Genomic DNA, 18,144 nt, shown 5'->3' on the forward strand with positions numbered 1-18,144 from the left:
GCGAACCCCGTTGCGGGCCTCTGGGACAATGGCGGAATGCCGAAGGAGCAGGGCCAGAAGATGATCGCGCAGAACAAGAAGGCGCGACACGACTACGCCATCGAGGACACCTTCGAGGCGGGGCTGGTGCTGCAGGGCACCGAGGTGAAGTCGCTGCGGCAGGGGCGCGCGTCGCTCGTCGACGGGTTCGTGGACATCGACCGCGGCGAGGCGTGGCTGCACGGCGTGCACATCCCGGAGTACTCCCAGGGCACCTGGACCAACCACTCCGCCCGCCGCAAGCGCAAGCTGCTGCTGCACCGCATGGAGATCGACAAGATCGAGCGCCGCGTCAACGAGAAGGGCCTCACGGTCGTGCCGCTGGCCCTCTACTTCAAGGACGGCCGCGCGAAGATCGAGATCGGCCTGGCCAAGGGCAAGAAGACCTGGGACAAGCGGAACTCCATCGCCGAGCGCACCGCCAACCGGGAGAAGGAGCAGGCCGTCGGCCGGTACCTGAAGGGCATGCGTGACTGAGCCCGCCGAGCTCGGGGCGGAGCAGCCGCTCGACCGCAGCAGTGACGCACCAGACGTGGTGGCGTTCTGGGAGCAGCTCGGCCTGCCCGGGCTCTTCGACGTGCACGTGCACTTCCTGCCGCCGCCGATCCAGCGCGCGGTGTGGGCGGTCTTCGACAGTGCCGGCCCGAAGCTCGGCCGCGAGTGGCCGATCCGCTACCGCACCGCCGTCGAGGACCGGGTCGCCCTGCTGCGCGCGATGGGCGTACGCCGCTTCTCGGCGCTGCCGTACGCCCACAAGCCCGGCGTGGCGACCTACCTCAACGACTGGGCCGCGGGGTTCGCCGACCGGGTGCCGGAGAGCCTGCGGTCGGCGACGTTCTACCCCGAGGAGGGGGCGGCGACGTACGTCGCGGGTGCGATCGAGGCGGGCACCGAGGTCTTCAAGCTGCACCTGCAGGTGGGGGAGTTCCACCTCGACGACCCGCTGCTGGCACAGGTCTGGGGCGTGCTCGAGGACGCGGGCACGCCGGTGGTGGTGCACGCGGGGTCCGGACCGGTCCCGAACGAGTACACCGGCCCCGAGTCGACCGGGCGCGTGCTCGCCCGGCACCCGCGGCTGGCCCTGGTGGTCGCCCACATGGGGGCGCCGGAGTTCGGCGACTTCCTCGAGCTGGCCGAGACCCACGAGCGGGTGTGCCTCGACACGACGATGGTCTTCACCGACTTCTTCCCGGCGACGTACCCGGGCGACCTCGTCCCGCGCCTGCGCGACCTGCAGCCGAAGGTGCTGCTCGGCAGCGACTTCCCGACCATCCCGTACCCCTACCGCCACCAGCTCGACGGTCTCGCCGACCTCGACCTGGGCGACGACTGGCTGCGCGACGTCTGCTGGCACAACGGCGTCCGGCTCTTCGGCGCGGAGTGACCATGACCCTCGTCCTCCTGCTGCTCCTCGCGCTCCCGATGGTCCTCGTGGTGGGCATCGTCGTCGTGACCGCCGTCGTCCTCAGCCGGTCCCGGCGGGCCGCGCCGGTGGTCGCGCAGGGACCGGACGGGTGGGTGGCGCTCCCGAGCACCTGGAACGTGCAGGTGCTCGACGCCAGCATGTTCGGCCGGATGGGCGGCACGCTCGGGTCGACGTTCGGCACCCTCACCCTCGCCGACGGGCGCCTGGCCTTCACCCCCGACGGCGCGGCCGTGCCGGGGTGGGACGTGGCCTGTGCCGAGGTCTGGGTGCGGCGCCAGGGGGTCGGTCCGTTCGCGGTCGCGGCGCTGCGCCTGCACGGACCGATGGGCGAGGTGGCCTGCAACGTCAGCCGCGAGCACATCAACCGCTACACGCGGAACTCCATGAAGGACTTCCGCGAGGCGGGGTACGCCGCGCAGTTCGTCGCGGCCGCCCGGGCCCACGGCGTCCGGGTGGGCTGAGGAATACGCGGTGCGGCGGGCTGGTTGGACCCCGTAGACTGCCTCGTGCAGGACAACTCAAGAGGGGCTGATCGGTTTCGACTTGGGACGTTAGTCCCAGGGGAAGCGGGTCGAGGAGCCAGCGTCATCTCGTAAACGATCGCTGGAAACCAATAACTGCCAACGCTAAGCGCAGTTCCTTCGCTCTCGCCGCCTGAGCGGTGATCGAAGCGTCAGACCGGGCATCCGTCTCCGTCCCGGACCCTGACGTCATCTAGGAGACTTGCTGCTCACTCCGGGTCACGGAGGGTGAGCGGGACTATTCCGTGACTGAGCCTGTCGGGGACGTGTCCGTGCGAGCCCCGGGGCCGAGAAAAGCGACATCACGGACTGCACCCGGAGAAGACCTGGTTCGACGCTCGAGGACGCGGGTTCGATTCCCGCCAGCTCCACACACACCACACCACCATCCGGTGGCAGCCCTCTTGACCGCGAGCCGCTCCGACATCTGTCGGGGCGGCTCTCGTCGTTCCCGGCCGGCCGGTTCGAGGATCCTTGCCGAAACCTGGGTAAAGCCACGCCGCCGGCGGCTCGTCCTCCGCGCGGCTGTGCCACGGTCGGTCGGGCGGTGCTCGACCCGGCACCGCTGCTCCTGGGAGGGCCGAGATGGTGACCGTCCGCAACAAGGACCTCGTCCGGTTCGCCGACGACGTGGCAGCGGCAGCCGGGCTCCGCGAGGCCGCCGCCATCGCCGTCGACTTCGTCGTCGGCCAGCTGGACGCCGCCCACGTCGGTCTCGCGTGGCACCCCCGGCGATCCGCCCCGCGACGCCTGGCCGCGTCGAGCAGGGAGCTCCTGCTCCTGGACGAGGTCACCCACCGGCACGGCAGCGGCTTCGCCCGCGACCCGCTCGCGGACGGGGTCAGCACGGTCGTGCCGGACACCCGGCTCGACCAGCACCACCGGGCGTGGAGCCGGGTGGCGGCCCAGCTCGGCGTCCGCTCGGCGTGGGCGGTCGGGCTGCCCCCGTTCGGCGACGCCGCGCTGACGCTGACGCTGCTCTCGCCCGAGCCGGACACCTACGTGGCGATCGAGCCCCGACTCGTCACCAGCGGTCGGGCGGTCGGCCAGATCTTCGCCGCGCACCACCGCCGGCTCCTCGCCGGGACCGGCACGCTGGTCCGCGCGCGGACCGGACCACGGTCGGTCGACGTGGTGCGGACCCACCGGTGCTGACGAGCCCGGTGACCCGCACGGACGCCCCCTGACCGCTGGGCAGCGCCACGCGGTCCCACCGCGTCGCGGCCGCGCTCCTCTATCGTCCGACCGAGGTGCCCGTCCGCGGTGGAGCGGACGAGGAGGGACGGAACCGGTGGAGCAGACGGCGGCCTTCGAGGACGAGCGACCGCGGCTCGTGCGTCTGGCGGCGCGCATCCTGGCCGACGGGGGGGAGGCCGAGGACGTCGTCCAGCAGGCCTGGTTGCGGCTGCACGGCAGCGGTCAGAAGGTGCGGGACCTGCCGGCCTGGCTGACCACGGTCACGACCCGGCTCTGCCTCGACCGGTTGCGGGCCAAGGTGCCCGTGCCCGAGGACCCGCTCGACCTCCTCGACGACCCGGGCGGCGAGGCCGACGACCCCGCCGATCGCGTGGCGCTCGCCGACACGGTCGGCGTGGCCCTGCAGCTGGTGCTGGACCGGCTGAGCCCGGGGGAGCGGGTGGCGTTCGTGCTGCACGACAGCTTCGGCTACGACTTCGCGACGGTCGCCACGATCCTCGACACCTCGCCGGCCGCGGCCCGCAAGCTCGCCTCCCGCGCCCGGGCGAAGGTGGTGCGGGCGACGCCCGAGGACGCGCCCGCCGCCTGGGAGGTCGTCGACGCGTTCCTCACGGCGGCGCGTGGCGGCGACCTGCGCCGGCTGCTCGACCTGCTCGCGCCGGAGGCGGTCGTCGTCGGAGACCGGGCCGCCGTCGCCGCCGGCACGCCCGAGCGGATCACCGGCCGCGAGGCGGTCGCCGCGATGTTCGACGGCGCGGCCAAGGCGGCCCTGCCGATGTACGTCGACGGGCGGCCCGGCGCCGCCTGGGTGCACCGCGGCGAGACGCGGGTGGCCTTCGACTTCACCGTCGTCGACGGCAGGGTCGCCCGGATCGACCTCCGCGCCGAGCCGGAGCTGCTCGCGAGCGTCCGCCCGCGACGGGGTGCGGCTCCGGCCGGCGGCGGGACGCGCGGCTGAGGTGGTGCCCGGCGGCGTACGCCGTCGCGCGGGTCGGTCGGCGACCTTCCCGGCTCAACCAGCGGAGGGGAGGGCGGCGAAGGACTTCTTGGCGTCGCGGTACCACCCGAGTGCCTTGACCGGGCGGCGCCAGCGGCCCTTCATGTCCTCGTGCGCCTGCTGGTGGGTGGTGTCGCCGGCCCGCACCGCCTCGCGCAGGTGCCGGTCCTGCGCCTTGATGACGTCGTCGGCCGTCTCGCCGGTGTGCGGGTGGTCGCAGGGACCGCCGAGCTGGCGGCAGGTCATCGTCTTCATCGCGTCTCTCCTCGGTGTCATGGGCGGTGCTGCGGAGGGGTGCCTCCACCTGTCTGACGGACGAGGAGGGCGGAGTGTGACCGGTCCGGACGAGAACGACGCCGGTGGTGAGCCCGGTCGCACGGACGAACAACCGGGAACTCACGCATCGGGACGACCGTTCAACCCACCACCATGCGCAGGAAGAGACCCCGATCAGTCCAGGCCACCCTGTCGAGCGGCACCGTTCGTGACGCCGTGAGGGAGGGTGGCCGATGACTCCGCTGCTCTCCCTGCTCCTGGGCGTGCTCGTCGTGTTCGCCATCACGGCGGCCACCGGCTACTTCGTCGCCCAGGAGTTCGCCTACATGGCGGTCGACCGCTCCCGCCTCAAGGCGCGTGCGGCGGGCGGTGACGCCACCGCCCAGCGCGCCCTGCGGGTCACGCGGCGTACGTCGTTCATGCTGTCCGGCGCCCAGCTCGGCATCACCGTGACCGGCCTCCTGGTCGGGTACGTCGCCGAGCCGCTGATCGGCGACGCGCTCGGCGAGCTGCTGGGCGGCGTCGGCGTGCCGACCGCGGTCGGGGTCGGCGTCGGGACGGTGCTCGCGCTGGCGTTCTCGACGATCGTCCAGATGCTCTTCGGCGAGCTGTTCCCGAAGAACCTCGCGATCGCGCGGCCCGAGCCGGTCTCGGACAGGCTGGCCCGGTCCACGCTCGGCTACCTCCGCGTGGCGGGGCCCTTCATCTGGGTCTTCGACCAGGCCTCGAACCTGCTGCTCAAGGCGGTCAAGATCCAGCCGGTGCACGACGTCGAGCACTCCGCGACCGCCCGCGACCTCGAGCACATCGTCGCCGACTCCCGCGAGTCGGGCGACCTGCCGGAGGAGCTGTCGGTGCTGCTCGACCGGGTGCTCGACTTCCCGACCCGCGACGTCGAGCACGCCATGGTGCCCCGCCCCCGCGTCGACGTGGTGCCGGCCGGCACCGAGGTGAGCGCCGTGCGCGCGCTGATGGCGGCGGGCCACTCGCGCTATCCGGTCGTCGACCCGGAGCAGGGCGGTGTGATCGGCGTGGTGCACCTCAGCGACGTGCTCGACGCCGCGCCGACCGCCACCCTGGCCGACGTCACCCGCCTTCCGCTCGTGGTGCCCACCCGGATGGCGCTGCCGGACGCGCTCGAGGACCTGGCCCGCACCCGCAACGAGCTCGCCGCCGTCGTCGACGAGCACGGCGGCTTCGTCGGCGTGCTCACCCTCGAGGACCTGGCCGAGGAGCTGGTCGGCGAGCTGACCGACGAGCACGACGACCCCGAGGACGAGCGCGCGCCGGCGGTGGACGAGGACCCCGGCTCGTGGCTGGTCCCCGGCGACCTCCCGGTCGACGAGGTGGAGCGCACCATCGCGCAGGACCTGCCCGCGGGCGACTACCAGACGATCGCCGGCCTGGTGATCGCCGAGCACGGCCGCCTGCCCGAGGTCGGGACGGTGGTCGAGGTGCGCCTGCCCGACGACCTCGGTGACCTCGCCCACGACGGCGACCCCGTCGTGCGGTACGCCCGCATGGAGGTCGTCGAGGTCGAGCAGCACGTCCCCGCGGCCGTCCGCATCACCCTCGACCTGGCCGGTCCCGGACCGGAGGAGCAGTCCTGATGGAGAACCCCGTCGTGGTGGCCGTCGCCACCGTCGTCATCATCGCCGCGAGCGCGTTCTTCGTGGCGATCGAGTTCGCGCTCATCGCGGCCCGCAAGCACCGGTTGGAGGACGCTGCCGCGGACAGCCGCGCCGCGCGGGCCGCGCTCCGCAGCTCCACCGAGCTGAGCGTGCTGCTCGCCGGGTCCCAGCTGGGCATCACCGTGTCGGTGCTAGCCCTGGGCGCCATCACCAAGCCGGCCGTGCACCACTGGCTCACGCCGGTCTTCGAGGCCTGGGGCGCGGCGTACTGGGTCGCGGACGTCGCCGGCTTCGTGCTGGCCCTGGTCGTGGTCACGTTCCTGCACCTGGTGGTGGGGGAGATGGCGCCGAAGTCGTGGGCCATCGCCCACCCGGAGCGGTCCGCGACGATGCTCGCGATCCCGATGCGCGCCTACATGTGGCTGACCCGTCCGCTGCTGAACGTGCTGAACAACGCCGCGAACTGGTGCCTGCGCCGGGTCGGGGTGGACCCCGTCGACGAGGTCGGCAGCGGGCAGGACGCCGACGCGCTGCGCCAGCTGGTCGAGCACTCGGCCAACGTCGGCGCCCTCGACGCGTCGTACTCCGCCCAGCTCTCGGGCGCCCTGGAGCTGGAGACCCTGACGCTCGGCGACCTGCTGCGGGCCACGCCGCCCACAGCGGTCCCGCTGGGTGCCCGGGTCGCCGACGTGCAGGACGCGAGCCGCCGCAGCGGTCACCTGCGCATCCTGGTCGGTGACACCGGCCGCGTGGACGGGGTCGTGCACGTGCGCGACACCCTCCAGCTCGACGCGGACGCGCCCCTCGACACCGTGACCCGGTCCGTGCTCCGGCTCCCCGCGGACCTCGAGGTGTACGCCGCCCTCGGCCGCATGCGCGAGAGCCGCAACCAGCTCGCGGTCGTCACCGACCCCGCCGACCCGGCCACGATGCGGGGCCTGGTCACGGTCGCCGATCTGCTCCGCCGGCTCTTCCCGCTGCAGGACCAGCGCGGCGAGGTGGTGGCCGGGGCCTGACGGGGCCGGCCGAGGCCTGATCGGGGACGCCGGTGGGACGGGCGTCACGGCCGGCGGACGGATGTCCGGTTCTCGTTCATCCTTCGTTCACGTTCGCCGACAGGTTCATACACCTTCGCTGCCTAGCTTCTGGATCGTCACGTTCACGAGTCCCATCAGGAGCAGCAGTGAAGAGCACCCCCGTGCGTGCGGTGGCCGTCCCCGGCCTCGTCGCCCTCGCCCTCACCTTCTCGGCGTGCAGCGCCGGCAACGCCGAAGACGGCGATGGTGGCAACGGCGCGTCGAGCGACCTCACCGGCTCGCTGGCCGCCGGTGGCGCCTCCTCGCAGGAGGCGGCCCAGAACGCGTGGATCGTCGGCTTCCAGGAGAGCAACCCCGACGTCACCGTCACCTACGACCCCGTCGGCTCGGGCGGCGGTCGCGAGAACTTCATCTCCGGTGCGTTCCCGTTCGCCGGCTCGGACGCCTACCTCACCGACGACGAGGGCGAGCTGACCGCCGCGACCGAGCGGTGCGGCGGTGAGGCCCCGATCGAGATCCCGAACTACATCAGCCCCATCGCGCTGGTCTTCAACGTCGACGGCGTCGACGAGCTCAACCTCTCGCCCGAGACGATCGCCGGCATCTTCGCCGGCGAGATCACGAGGTGGAACGCGCCGGAGATCGCGGAGGACAACCCCAACGCGGACCTGCCGGACGCCGGCATCAACGCGGTGCACCGCTCCGACGAGTCGGGCACGACCGAGAACTTCACGAACTACCTCGACATCGTCGCGGGCGACGTGTGGACCGCCGGCGCGATCGAGGTGTGGCCGCAGGAGTTCGGCGGCGAGGGCGCCCAGGGCACCTCGGGCGTCGTCTCGGCCGTCAAGAGCGGCACCAACTCCATCGGGTACGCCGACGCGAGCCAGGCCGGCGACCTGTCGGTCGCCAACGTCGGTGTCGGTGACGAGTTCGTCGGCCCCACCGCCGACGCCGCGGCGAAGATCCTCGACGTCTCGCCGCGGGTCGAGGGTCGCGGCGACAGCTCGATCGTCTTCGAGCTCGACTACGAGACCGAGGAGGGCGGCGTCTACCCGATCGTGCTGACCTCCTACCTGCTGGCCTGCCCGTCCTACACCGGCGACGAGGCCGAGGCGGGCGAGCTGAGCAAGGCGTACCTCGAGTACATCATCAGCGACGAGGGCCAGGACTTCGGCGCCGAGGAGGCCGGCTCGGCCCCGCTCAGCGACGAGCTGCAGTCCGAGGTCCAGAGCCTCGTCGAGGGCATCACCGTCGAGTGATGACCCCGGAGGCGTGAAGCGAGGGTCCGACCCGGCCGGGTCGGACCCTCGCCGCGCACCCGGACGACAGCACCGAACGACAGCACCGAACGACAGCACCGAACGACACCGACCAAGGGAGCAGCAGGGTGTCCACCACGACCACCGCGCCGAGCGCGCCGACCGCCGTGAGCCGGCGCGGCGACTCGGTCTTCGCCGGTCTCGCCACCGGCGCGGGACTGCTGATCATGCTCGCGCTCGCGGGCGTGGCGATCTTCTTGATCATCGAAGGGATCCCGGCGATCAGCGCGTCGGGAGAGCAGGCCTACGGCAAGGACAACATCGTCGTCTACGTCTGGCCGCTGCTCTTCGGCACGCTGCTGGCCGCGGTGATCGCCCTGCTGATCGCGACGCCGCTGGCGGTCGGGGTGGCGCTGGTGATCTCGCACTACGCCCCGCGGCGGGTTGCCCGCCCGATCGGCTACCTGATCGACCTGCTCGCCGCCGTGCCCAGCGTCGTCTACGGCCTGTGGGGCCGGGCGGTGCTGGCGCCGGCGATCCTGCCGGTCTACGCCTGGCTGGCCGACCACCTCGGCTGGCTGCCGTTCTTCGACGGGCCGGCCCGGACCGGGCGCACGATCCTCACCGCCGCCATCGTGCTCGCGGTGATGGCGCTGCCGATCATCACCGCGATCTGCCGCGAGGTCTTCCTGCAGACGCCGCGCATCCACGAGGAGGCGGCGCTGGCCCTCGGTGCGACGCGCTGGGAGATGATCCGGATGACGGTCTTCCCCTACGCCCGCTCCGGGGTCATCTCCGCAGTCATGCTCGGCCTCGGCCGCGCGCTCGGCGAGACGATGGCGGTCGCCATGGTGCTGTCGGCCAGCGGGCTCGTCACGATCAACTTGATCTCCGCCGAGAACCCCTCGACGATCGCTGCGAACATCGCGCTCAACTTCGGCAACGCCTCCGGCACCAAGGTCAACGTGCTGATCTTCAGCGGGCTCGTCCTGTTCGTCGTGTCCTTCGCCGTCAACTTCCTGGGCCGCTGGATCGCCGCCCGGGGCCAGGTCAAGGCCTGAGGAGGCCGAGATATGTCCCTGCTCGAGGAGCGGCGTCCCGCCGCCAAGCCCACCGCGATGCCGCTCGTGGCGCCGCAGATCCCGGCGTACGCACCCTGGCTCGCCGCCGTGCTCGCCGGCGGCATCGCCGCGCTCGCCGGGCTCCTGCTCGGCTGGTCCCTGGTCGCGGTCGTGCTGGTCGCCTGGGCGCTGCTGGTCGTCGGCCTGCCGGCCTGGTCGGCCGCGATCGAGGGCGAGCGCCGCGCCAAGGACCGACTCGTCACGACCATCGCCTGGTCGACCTTCGCGCTGGCGATGATCCCGCTCGCGAGCCTGGCGTGGGAGGTCGTCGAGAACGGCCACGCCATCATCTCCTCGGAGTTCCTCACCTACGACATGCGCGGCGTGCTCGGCGCCGGCGGTGGCATCTACCACGCGCTGATGGGCACGCTGATCATCACCGCGCTCGCCACCGCGATCTCGGTGCCGATCGGCGTGATGGCCGCGATCTACCTGGTGGAGTACGGCAAGGGCAACCGGCTCGCGCGCACGATCACCTTCCTGGTCGACGTGATGACCGGCATCCCCTCGATCGTCGCCGGCCTCTTCGCCTTCGCGCTGTTCACGATGATCTTCGGGCCCGGCGTGCGGTTCGGCATCGGCGGCGCGGTCGCGCTGTCGGTGCTGATGATCCCGATCGTCGTGCGCGCGACCGAGGAGATGCTCAAGCTGGTTCCCGAGGAGCTGCGCGAGGCGTCGTACGCCCTGGGCGTGCCGAAGTGGCGCACGATCGTCAAGGTCGTGCTGCCGACCGCGCTCGGCGGCATCGTCACCGGCGTGACGCTCGCGATCGCCCGCGTCGCCGGCGAGACCGCGCCGCTGCTCATCATCGTCGGCACCACGACGACGCTGAACCTGAACCCGTTCGACGGTCGGATGGCCACGCTGCCGGTCTTCATCTTCTCCTCGGTCACCACCGGCGGGAAGTACGACGCGGAGCAGACCGCGCGGGCCTGGGGCGCCGCACTGGTCCTGGTCGCGATCGTCATGACGCTCAACCTGCTGGCCCGCGCGGTCGGCAAGGTCTTCGCACCCAAGACCGGCCGCTGACCCCGCCGCCGACCCCGCCGCGACCCCACGAACTCCGCACCGACCCGTTGAGGACACCAGCCATGGCCACGAGCATCGACATCTCCGACCTGAACATCTACTACGGCGACTTCCTGGCCGTCGAGGGCGTCGGCATGACGATCCGCGCCCGCTCGGTGACCGCCTTCATCGGGCCGTCGGGCTGCGGCAAGTCGACCTTCCTGCGCTCGCTGAACCGGATGCACGAGGTCATCCCCGGCGCCCGCGTCGAGGGCAAGGTCGTCGTCGACGGCCAGTCGCTCTACGACCCGTCGGTCGACCCGGTCGCGGTCCGCCGCCAGATCGGGATGGTCTTCCAGCGGCCCAACCCGTTCCCGACGATGTCGATCTACGAGAACGTGCTGGCCGGCAACCGGCTCAACTCCAAGCGGATGAAGAAGGCCGAGGCCGACGACATCGTGGAGCGCTCGCTGCGCGGCGCGAACCTCTGGACCGAGGTCAAGGACCGGCTCGGCAAGCCCGGCATGGGCCTCTCCGGCGGCCAGCAGCAGCGGCTCTGCATCGCCCGGGCGATCGCGGTCGAGCCGCAGGTGCTGCTCATGGACGAGCCGTGCTCGGCGCTCGACCCGATCTCCACCGCGGCGATCGAGGACCTCATCCACGAGCTGAAGTCCGACTACACGATCGTCATCGTCACCCACAACATGCAGCAGGCGGCGCGCGTCTCGGACGACACCGGCTTCTTCAACCTCAAGGCGGCCGGCGAGCCGGGCCACCTGGTGGAGTTCAACGCCACCAGCAAGGTCTTCTCCAACCCCGACGACCCCTCGACCGAGGCCTACATCTCCGGCCGGTTCGGCTGATCGTGCTGGACATCTCGGGGATCGGGCCGGAGGGCGCGCCGTCGTGCGCCGTGCCGGTGCACGTGATCGGCCCGGCCGAGGACGTCGAGCGGGTCGCGGGCGAGCTGCGCTGCGAGGGCGTCGAGGTCAGCGGATCAGCCTCGGCGCTCGACGGGCTGGTCCACTTCGGTGAGGCTCGGCCCGAGGTCGTCGTCGTGTCCTCCGGCGTCGAGGACGCCGGGGCCGTGGACGTCGTCACCGCGCTCCGCCGGCACGGAGCGCCGCTGGTCGTCGGGCTGGTCGACCCCGGCGACGTCGCGCTCGCGGGGCGGATGGTGCTGGCCGGTGCCCGCAGCGTGCTGACCCGGCCCTTCTCCGGCTCGGACCTCTGGGCGGCGGTCCCGCGACCCGCGGCCGAACTGCGCCAGCAGGCCCAGCTGCGACACGGTCCGATCGTGCTCGACGTCGACAGCTACGCCGTCTGGATCCACGGGGAGCGGGTGCCCGACCCGCCGGGCAAGGAGTTCGAGCTCCTGCACGCGCTGCTGCGCCGTGCCCCCGGCGTCGTCGGCAACGACGAGCTCCGGGCCTCGCTGTGGGGCGACGCCGGCGAGGGCCCCTCGGACAACACCATCGCCGTCCACGTGGCCCGGCTGCGTCACCGGCTCGAGGGCGTCGCCCGGATCCGGCGGTTGCGCGGCCGCGGCTACGCGCTCACGCTGGACTGACCGGTCGGACTCGGCGTCGGGAGCGGGCGCCGGGCCGGGGTCGTGTGCCCGAGGACGCGGGTCGGCGCGGCGTGGGGCACACGACCCCGGAGGGCCGGGCGGCATGATCCCTGCATGCTGCTCGGGCGCTGCACCACCCTGCTCCTCACCCTCGTGGCCGGCCTGGCCCTCGTCGTCGGGCTCGTCCCGGCCGCCGCTGGCGCCGACCCGGGCGACCCTGGCGACTCGGGCGAGCCACCGCCGGTCGCGACGACGCTGACGCTCACGGCGCCGGCGCGGTACGCGGACCGGCCGACCGACCTGGTCGCGACGCTGACCGCCGCCGACGGGACGCCGGTGGTCGATGCGCCGATCACGGTCGAGCGGTACGTCCGGGGATCCTGGGAACCGGTCGCCACGCCCACCACCGACGCCGCGGGCCGGGCGGCGACGGAGGCGGTGCTGAGCCGGAGTGGCACCGACAACATCTTCCGTGCGGGCTTCGCGGGCGACGCGACGTACGCCGCGTCGCAGTCGGCGGCGTTCCGCGCACCCGTGGTCAAGCGCGGCAGCCGGGTGCGTCTCCAGGGGCCGGAGCGGGTCGTCGACGGTCGGAAGGTGCGTCTGCGCGTCGTCTGGCGGACCGGGAACGGGGTCCCGGTGCAGGCCAAGGTCGACGTGCGGCGCAAGGCCCGCGGCGGCGCCTGGCGGCTGCACCGCACGGTGATCACCAGCTCCGACGGACGCGCCGAGCTCCGGGTCCGGCCCCGCGTGGACACCGTCTGGCGCGCGGTCGCCCGCGGCAACAGCTGGGTCGAGCGGGGGACCAGTCCGGTGCACCGCGTCGACAACGTCCCGCCGGGGGAGCCGGTCGTGCTGCCGGCAGGTGCGCCGCGCCCGCGGGTCTCGCTGCCGGCCCAGCCGCGCGCCAGCGGCCCCGGCCCTCAGCTGCGGGTCTCGCGGATCCCCGACGGCGTGTGGCGCTCGATGGTCGGCCGCAGCTGGCGCCCCGGCTGCCCGGTCGGGCGCGCCGGGCTGCGCCTGGTGCGCGTCAACTACTACGGGTACGACGGCTACCGGCACCGCGGCGAGGTGGTCGCCGCGGCGAGCGCGGCCGGCCGGATCGGGCGGGCGCTGGCCGCGATGCACGAGCGGCGCTTCCCGATCCGCTCGATGTACCGCGTCGACCGGTTCGGCTGGTCGGGCCGGCTCAACGGCGCCGACGACTACCGCTCGATGGCCGCGGGCAACACCTCCGCCTTCAACTGCCGCTGGGTCGTCGGCCGGCCCGGCGTCCGCTCGCCGCACTCCTACGGCCGGTCGCTGGACGTGAACCCGTGGGAGAACCCCTACCGCGCCTCCCACGGCTGGACCCCCAACTCGTGGTGGGTCGGCCGCAGCCACCCCCGCGTCGCCTGGCGCTCGCGTGGCCACGCGGTGGTGCGGCTGATGGCGGCCCACGGCCTGCGCTGGACCTACGGCACCTTCGACGCCCACCACTTCGACGCGCGCACGACGAGCGGGCGCGTCGTACCCGGACCGGTCGCCCGCGCCTGCGGCACCGAGGTCTGCCACTGATGGCGCGCACCCCGGCCCCGGCCGACTGCGTCTTCTGCGCGATCGTGGCGGGGGAGGCCGAGGCCGACCGGGTGCTCGAGGACGACGACTTCGTGGCCTTCCTCGACCAGCGACCGGTGTTCAAGGGCCACGTGCTGCTCGTCCCGCGCGAGCACGTGGTCACGCTGCCCGACCTGCCGGCCCCGCTGCGCGACCCGTTCCTCGCCCACGCGCAGCGGCTCGCGACCGCGGTGGTCGACGCGCTCGGGGCGCAGGGGTCGTTCGTCGCGATGAACAACGTCGTCAGCCAGTCCGTGGCCCACCTGCACCTGCACGTCGTGCCGCGCACCAAGGGCGACGGGCTGCGGGGGTTCTTCTGGCCGCGGCACCGGTACGCCGACCCGGCCGAGCGGGCGGCGTACGCCGCGAGACTGCGTGCCGCACTGTCCTAGCGCTGTCGTAGCGTGTGCGATCGTCCGCATCCGGCGGGCCACAGCCACCGAGCAATCAGGAGTGCAGTCATGGGTCGATTCGACGGGCGCGTCGCCGTCGTCACCGGAGCCGCCCGCGGGATCGGGTTCGGCACCGCCACCCGGTTCGCCGAGGAGGGTGCCTCGGTCGCGATCATCGACCTCGACGAGACCGCTGCGGCCCAGGCCGCCGCGAAGCTGCCGGTCATCGACGGCGCGAAGGCCGTGGGCATCGGTGCGGACGTCAGCGACGCCGAGTCGGTCGACGCCGCCGTCGAGCGGGTCGTCGGCGAGCTCGGTGGCATCCACGTGCTGGTCAACAACGCCGGCATCACGCGCGACAACCTGCTGTTCAAGATGACCGAGCAGGACTGGGACCTGGTCATGGGCGTCCACCTCAAGGGTGCGTTCCTGATGACCAAGGCTGCTCAGAAGCACTTCGTGGAGCAGAAGTACGGCAAGATCGTGAACCTCTCCAGCGTCTCCGCGCTGGGCAACCGTGGCCAGGCCAACTACTCCGCGGCGAAGATGGGCGTGCAGGGCTTCACCCGCACGCTGGGCATCGAGCTCGGCCCGTTCGGCATCAACGCCAACGCGGTCGCGCCGGGCTTCATCGCCACCGAGATGACCGACGCCACCGCGGCGCGGCTGAAGATGGACGTCGAGGAGTTCCGCAAGCTCAACGCCGAGGCCAACCCGGTGCGCCGGGTCGGGTTCCCCGAGGACATCGCGGCCGCCGTGGCGTTCCTCGCCAGCGACGAGGCGTCGTACATCACCGGCCAGACGCTGTACGTCGACGGCGGCGCCAAGCTCGGCTGACACCCGCTCTCCCGGTCGGACGCGGGAGGTGCCGCCGGTCGGCGACCTCCCCGTCCGGGCGCGCCTCCGCGCCGCCGCGGCCCCTGCGCCGCACACTGGGACTCGTCGGCCTTAGTCGACCGAACCACTAGTCAATCTCTCTGCATTGGAGCCCGCCGTGCGCCGCACCCGGACCCGCGCCCTCGCCTCGACCATCGCCGCCACCGCCCTGGTGCTCTCCGCGTGCGGCAGCTCCGACGACGGAGCCGGGGGAGACGAGGGCAACGACCCGCAGGCCACCAGCGCCGGCTCGAAGCTCGCCGCGACCTGGCCGCTCACCGGCCTGCCGGTCAAGGGCGAGGACTCCGCGGTGCAGGACCACCCGGTGCTCGTGCTGAAGATGGACAACACCTCCTCGAGCGCCCCGCAGGTCGGTCTCGGGTCCGCGGACCTGGTCGTCGAGGAGCTCGTCGAGGGCGGGATGACCCGACTCGCGGCGTTCTACTACTCACGGGTGCCCGACGACGCCGGCCCGGTCCGCTCGATGCGGGCCAGCGACATCGGCATCGTCAGCCCGGTCGACGCCTCGATGGTCACCAGCGGCGCGGCGCCGATCACCATCAAGCGCATCAACGGCGCGGGGATCGAGTTCTTCGGCGAGGGCGCGAAGGGCTTCTACCGCGCCGGCGGCCGCAGCGCGCCGTACAACCTGTTCGCGCGGATGGACGAGACCGCCACCCTCACCCGTGGCGGCGAGCGGCCCGCGGACTACCTCACCTGGGGCGACGCCGCCGACCTGCCGAAGGGCAAGCCCGCCACCAGCCTGGCCGCGAGCTTCGGCGGCGGCCACACCACCAGCTGGAGCTTCAGCGACGGCCGCTACACCATCGACAACGGGTACGCCGCCGCCGGCGACGAGTTCCCCGCCGACTCGGTGCTGGTGCTGCGCGTGGAGGTCGGCGACGCCGGCTACCGCGACCCGGCCGGCAACCCCGTGCCCGAGACCAAGCTCGAGGGCAAGGGCGAGGCGATGCTCTTCCACGACGGCCGCGTCGTCCGCGGCACCTGGTCCAAGGACGGCCTCGGCGCCCCCATCGAGCTCGCCACCAAGCAGGGCGAGCTGAAGGTCCCTGCCGGCCACACCTGGATCGAGCTCGTCCCCCGCGAGGCCGGGAACGTCACCTTCGCCCGCTGAGACTCAGTCGGCCTCGGGCGTGGCGCCGGGGAGCGGCACGCCGTCGGCGGCGAGGACCTGGAAGCCCTGGAGGATGAAGGCGATCGCGGTCTCGACCCGCTCGGCGGCGGCGATGGGGTCGTCGGCGCTGGAGACGGACTCGCCGGCGGAGGACATCGCGCCGAAGAAGATCCGGGCGAAGGTCTGCAGCATCTCCTCCTCGAGCTCCCACGTGCCGGCGTTGAGCACCGCGCGCACGATCTCCAGGACGTTGGCGAACGTCGAGCGCTCCTCCTGCTCGCGGAAGCGCTCGTAGCCGAGGACCGACGGGCCCTCCTGGATGACGATGCGGCGGTAGCGCGGCTCCTGGACCACGGCGAGGAACGCCTGGAGGCCGGCGAGCGCCTTCTCCCAGGGGTCCTTCTTGCCCTTCAGCGCCTTCTGGATCGCGCGGGAGGCGTCGGCCTCGACCCGCTCGAAGACCGCCTCGAAGAGCGCCTGCTTGCCGCTGAAGTGGTGGTAGAGCGCGCCCTTGGTCACCCGCGCGCCGGCGACGATCGAGTCGAGCGACGCCGCGGCGTACCCCAGGTCGGTGAAGAGCTCCTCGGCCACGTCGACCAGCGCCCGCTTGGTGGAGGCGGAGTACTGCTGGCGACGACTCGCGCCGGTCACGCCGGGCATCCCGGGGACCTTCGGCACCAGCTTCGAGACGCTCGGCTTCGGTGGCATCCCGGCAGTTTAGGCACCGACCGCCGGTACGGGTGGCGCGGATCACCCACCGACTCGTTGCATACCGCGGGTATGGCTCCGTACTCTGGGTACGTACTCACGGTATGTGAGCACCCGAGAAGGAGCTGACCATGACCTGGACTTCCTTTCACCACCGCGGAGAGATCCTGCGCTCCGTGATCCGCATCGCCGACGAGCGCCGTGACGGCGTCCTCCCGATGGACCTGCCGGGCGTGCGCGAGACCTTCGGCGACGAGCTCGCGCTGTACGGCGCGCTCTCGCTGCGCTGGCACACCCGGCTCGCCGGCCGCATCGAGCGCGAGCTGGCCACCCAGCCGCTCGACCTCGAGGCCGCAGTCATCACCGCCTGGCGGGCGCTGGCCGACGAGATGCCGGGCGTCCGCGCGATCCTCGACCACTACCGCGACGAGCCGGTCGACGACGCGATGGCCGAGGCCATCGCCAAGGCGACCCGCAAGGAGCACATCCTGCTCGCGATCATGGCCGGTCGCGCGAGCGTGCACGACAGCCGCGGCGCCGCCCTGGCCGCCGAGACCGGCGCCCGCATCGAGCAGCGCGCCCGCACCCTGAGCGCCGTGATCGCAGCGGCGCGCTCCGCGACGACCACCCACGACGGTGCCCGCGCCTCGCTGCGCAACCGCCTCGGCCGCCTGCGCGCGGCCCTCGCAGCCTGACCCGTCCGCCCAGGACCGGTCGGCCGTCCTCGTGCCTGCCGAGCCCACCCGTCGTCGGCGGCGTGGGTCATGATGGAGGGGTGGGCGAGCTGCAGGCGGGGATGTTGCTGGTGGCGACGCCCGCCCTGCTCGACCCGAACTTCGCCGACACCGTCGTCCTGCTCCTCGACGCCGACGCCAGCGGCGCGCTCGGCGTCGTGGTCAACCGTCCCTCACCGGTCGCCGTCTCCGAGGTCCTCGGCGGCTGGGGCGAGGTGGTCGCGGAGCCCGAGGTGCTCTTCTCCGGCGGCCCGGTCGGCCCCGAGGGCGCGCTCGCGGTGGCGCTGCTGCGCGACGCCGACGACGCACCGGTCGGCTTCCGGGCGATCGACGGCCGGCTCGGCCTGCTCGACCTCGACACGCCCCGGGAGCTGGTCGAGGGCACGCTCGCGGGGCTGCGCATCTTCGCCGGGTACGCCGGGTGGGGTGCCGGCCAGCTCGAGGGCGAGGTCGAGGAGGGCAGCTGGTACGTCGTGCCCGCCGATCCCTCGGACCCGTTCCGGCTCGACCCCGACGGCCTGTGGCGCGACGTGCTGCGCCGCCAGCCCGGCGAGCTGGCCTGGCACGCCACCCGCCCGGCGAACCCCGACCTGAACTGAGCCGCTGCTGGTCCCCGGC

20 protein-coding genes and 1 other RNA gene are annotated in these 18,144 nt (G+C 72.8%); 19 read left to right on the forward strand and 2 right to left on the reverse strand.

The annotated features are described in order from the left end of the window. Positions 1-36 precede the first annotated feature (36 nt). The 6 genes from smpB (at position 37) to H7344_RS09480 (ending at position 4,141) form a co-directional block, all read left to right on the forward strand. A complete protein-coding gene (gene smpB, locus H7344_RS09455; RefSeq protein WP_186345757.1) occupies positions 37-516 on the forward strand; it encodes an SsrA-binding protein SmpB in 480 nt (159 codons plus the stop codon). Beyond that, positions 509-1,423 (forward strand): amidohydrolase family protein, encoded by a 915-nt coding sequence (locus H7344_RS09460; RefSeq protein WP_186345758.1) that lies wholly within the window; start codon positions 509-511, stop codon positions 1,421-1,423. The genes smpB and H7344_RS09460 overlap by 8 nt, the downstream gene beginning before the upstream one ends. 2 nt (positions 1,424-1,425) lie before the next feature. Beyond that, positions 1,426-1,926 carry a hypothetical protein gene (locus tag H7344_RS09465; protein WP_186345759.1) on the forward strand — a complete coding sequence of 167 codons (501 nt, stop codon included), beginning with the start codon at positions 1,426-1,428 and terminating at the stop codon, positions 1,924-1,926. A gap of 63 nt (positions 1,927-1,989) precedes the next feature. Beyond that, positions 1,990-2,360: a transfer-messenger RNA gene (gene ssrA / locus H7344_RS09470) on the forward strand. Positions 2,361-2,571: 211 nt separating this feature from the next. Further along, positions 2,572-3,141, forward strand: coding sequence for a hypothetical protein (locus H7344_RS09475; protein ID WP_186345760.1), 570 nt, complete (start codon positions 2,572-2,574; stop codon positions 3,139-3,141). 136 nt (positions 3,142-3,277) lie between these two features. After that, positions 3,278-4,141, forward strand: a complete 864-nt coding sequence (locus tag H7344_RS09480) for a sigma-70 family RNA polymerase sigma factor (RefSeq protein WP_186345761.1) — start codon at positions 3,278-3,280, stop codon at positions 4,139-4,141. A 54-nt stretch (positions 4,142-4,195) separates the two neighbouring features. Here H7344_RS09480 and H7344_RS09485 read toward each other — a convergent pair whose 3' ends face one another. Beyond that, positions 4,196-4,435, reverse strand: coding sequence for a hypothetical protein (locus tag H7344_RS09485; RefSeq protein WP_186345762.1), 240 nt, complete (start codon positions 4,433-4,435; stop codon positions 4,196-4,198). Between the two features lie 254 nt (positions 4,436-4,689). Between H7344_RS09485 and H7344_RS09490 the strand changes: the two genes are divergently transcribed. The 11 genes from H7344_RS09490 to H7344_RS09540 all read left to right on the forward strand — a co-directional run bounded on the left by H7344_RS09490 (position 4,690) and on the right by H7344_RS09540 (position 16,084). After that, positions 4,690-6,066: a hemolysin family protein gene (locus tag H7344_RS09490; RefSeq protein ID WP_186345763.1), complete on the forward strand. Its 1,377-nt coding sequence runs from the start codon at positions 4,690-4,692 to the stop codon at positions 6,064-6,066. After that, a complete protein-coding gene (locus H7344_RS09495) occupies positions 6,066-7,103 on the forward strand; it encodes a CNNM domain-containing protein (RefSeq protein WP_186345764.1) in 1,038 nt (345 codons plus the stop codon). Before H7344_RS09490 ends, H7344_RS09495 begins: the two co-directional genes overlap by 1 nt. A gap of 167 nt (positions 7,104-7,270) precedes the next feature. Beyond that, a complete protein-coding gene (locus tag H7344_RS09500) occupies positions 7,271-8,386 on the forward strand; it encodes a phosphate ABC transporter substrate-binding protein PstS (protein ID WP_186345765.1) in 1,116 nt (371 codons plus the stop codon). A 128-nt stretch (positions 8,387-8,514) separates the two neighbouring features. Beyond that, the gene (gene pstC, locus H7344_RS09505; RefSeq protein WP_186345766.1) at positions 8,515-9,447 is read left to right on the forward strand and encodes a phosphate ABC transporter permease subunit PstC; all 933 of its coding nucleotides are present in this window, start codon (positions 8,515-8,517) and stop codon (positions 9,445-9,447) included. A 12-nt stretch (positions 9,448-9,459) separates the two neighbouring features. Continuing rightward, positions 9,460-10,536 carry a phosphate ABC transporter permease PstA gene (pstA, locus tag H7344_RS09510; RefSeq protein WP_186345767.1) on the forward strand — a complete coding sequence of 359 codons (1,077 nt, stop codon included), beginning with the start codon at positions 9,460-9,462 and terminating at the stop codon, positions 10,534-10,536. A 62-nt stretch (positions 10,537-10,598) separates the two neighbouring features. Next, a complete protein-coding gene (pstB, locus tag H7344_RS09515; protein WP_186345768.1) occupies positions 10,599-11,378 on the forward strand; it encodes a phosphate ABC transporter ATP-binding protein PstB in 780 nt (259 codons plus the stop codon). Positions 11,379-11,380: 2 nt separating this feature from the next. Further along, positions 11,381-12,085, forward strand: a complete 705-nt coding sequence (locus H7344_RS09520) for a winged helix-turn-helix domain-containing protein (protein WP_186345769.1) — start codon at positions 11,381-11,383, stop codon at positions 12,083-12,085. 114 nt (positions 12,086-12,199) lie between these two features. Further along, positions 12,200-13,642 carry a M15 family metallopeptidase gene (locus H7344_RS09525; protein ID WP_186345770.1) on the forward strand — a complete coding sequence of 481 codons (1,443 nt, stop codon included), beginning with the start codon at positions 12,200-12,202 and terminating at the stop codon, positions 13,640-13,642. After that, positions 13,642-14,073 (forward strand): HIT family protein, encoded by a 432-nt coding sequence (locus tag H7344_RS09530; RefSeq protein ID WP_186345771.1) that lies wholly within the window; start codon positions 13,642-13,644, stop codon positions 14,071-14,073. Before H7344_RS09525 ends, H7344_RS09530 begins: the two co-directional genes overlap by 1 nt. A gap of 69 nt (positions 14,074-14,142) precedes the next feature. Next, positions 14,143-14,910: an SDR family NAD(P)-dependent oxidoreductase gene (locus H7344_RS09535; protein WP_186345772.1), complete on the forward strand. Its 768-nt coding sequence runs from the start codon at positions 14,143-14,145 to the stop codon at positions 14,908-14,910. A 157-nt stretch (positions 14,911-15,067) separates the two neighbouring features. Continuing rightward, entirely contained in the window at positions 15,068-16,084 is a 1,017-nt protein-coding gene (locus tag H7344_RS09540; RefSeq protein ID WP_186345773.1) for a DUF3048 domain-containing protein, read from the forward strand. Positions 16,085-16,087: 3 nt separating this feature from the next. Here the strand turns inward: H7344_RS09540 and H7344_RS09545 are convergent, their stop codons facing one another. Next, positions 16,088-16,792, reverse strand: coding sequence for a TetR/AcrR family transcriptional regulator (locus tag H7344_RS09545; RefSeq protein WP_186345774.1), 705 nt, complete (start codon positions 16,790-16,792; stop codon positions 16,088-16,090). A gap of 131 nt (positions 16,793-16,923) precedes the next feature. On the opposite strand from H7344_RS09545, the gene H7344_RS09550 reads away from it, so the two are divergent. Then, positions 16,924-17,487: a hypothetical protein gene (locus H7344_RS09550; protein WP_186345775.1), complete on the forward strand. Its 564-nt coding sequence runs from the start codon at positions 16,924-16,926 to the stop codon at positions 17,485-17,487. Between the two features lie 80 nt (positions 17,488-17,567). Continuing rightward, a complete protein-coding gene (locus H7344_RS09555; protein ID WP_308423314.1) occupies positions 17,568-18,125 on the forward strand; it encodes a YqgE/AlgH family protein in 558 nt (185 codons plus the stop codon). The last annotated feature ends 19 nt before the right edge of the window (positions 18,126-18,144 follow it).

The sequence above is a fragment of the Nocardioides deserti genome (genome assembly GCF_014266025.1).
Classification (GTDB): Bacteria; Actinomycetota; Actinomycetes; order Propionibacteriales; family Nocardioidaceae; genus Nocardioides; species Nocardioides deserti.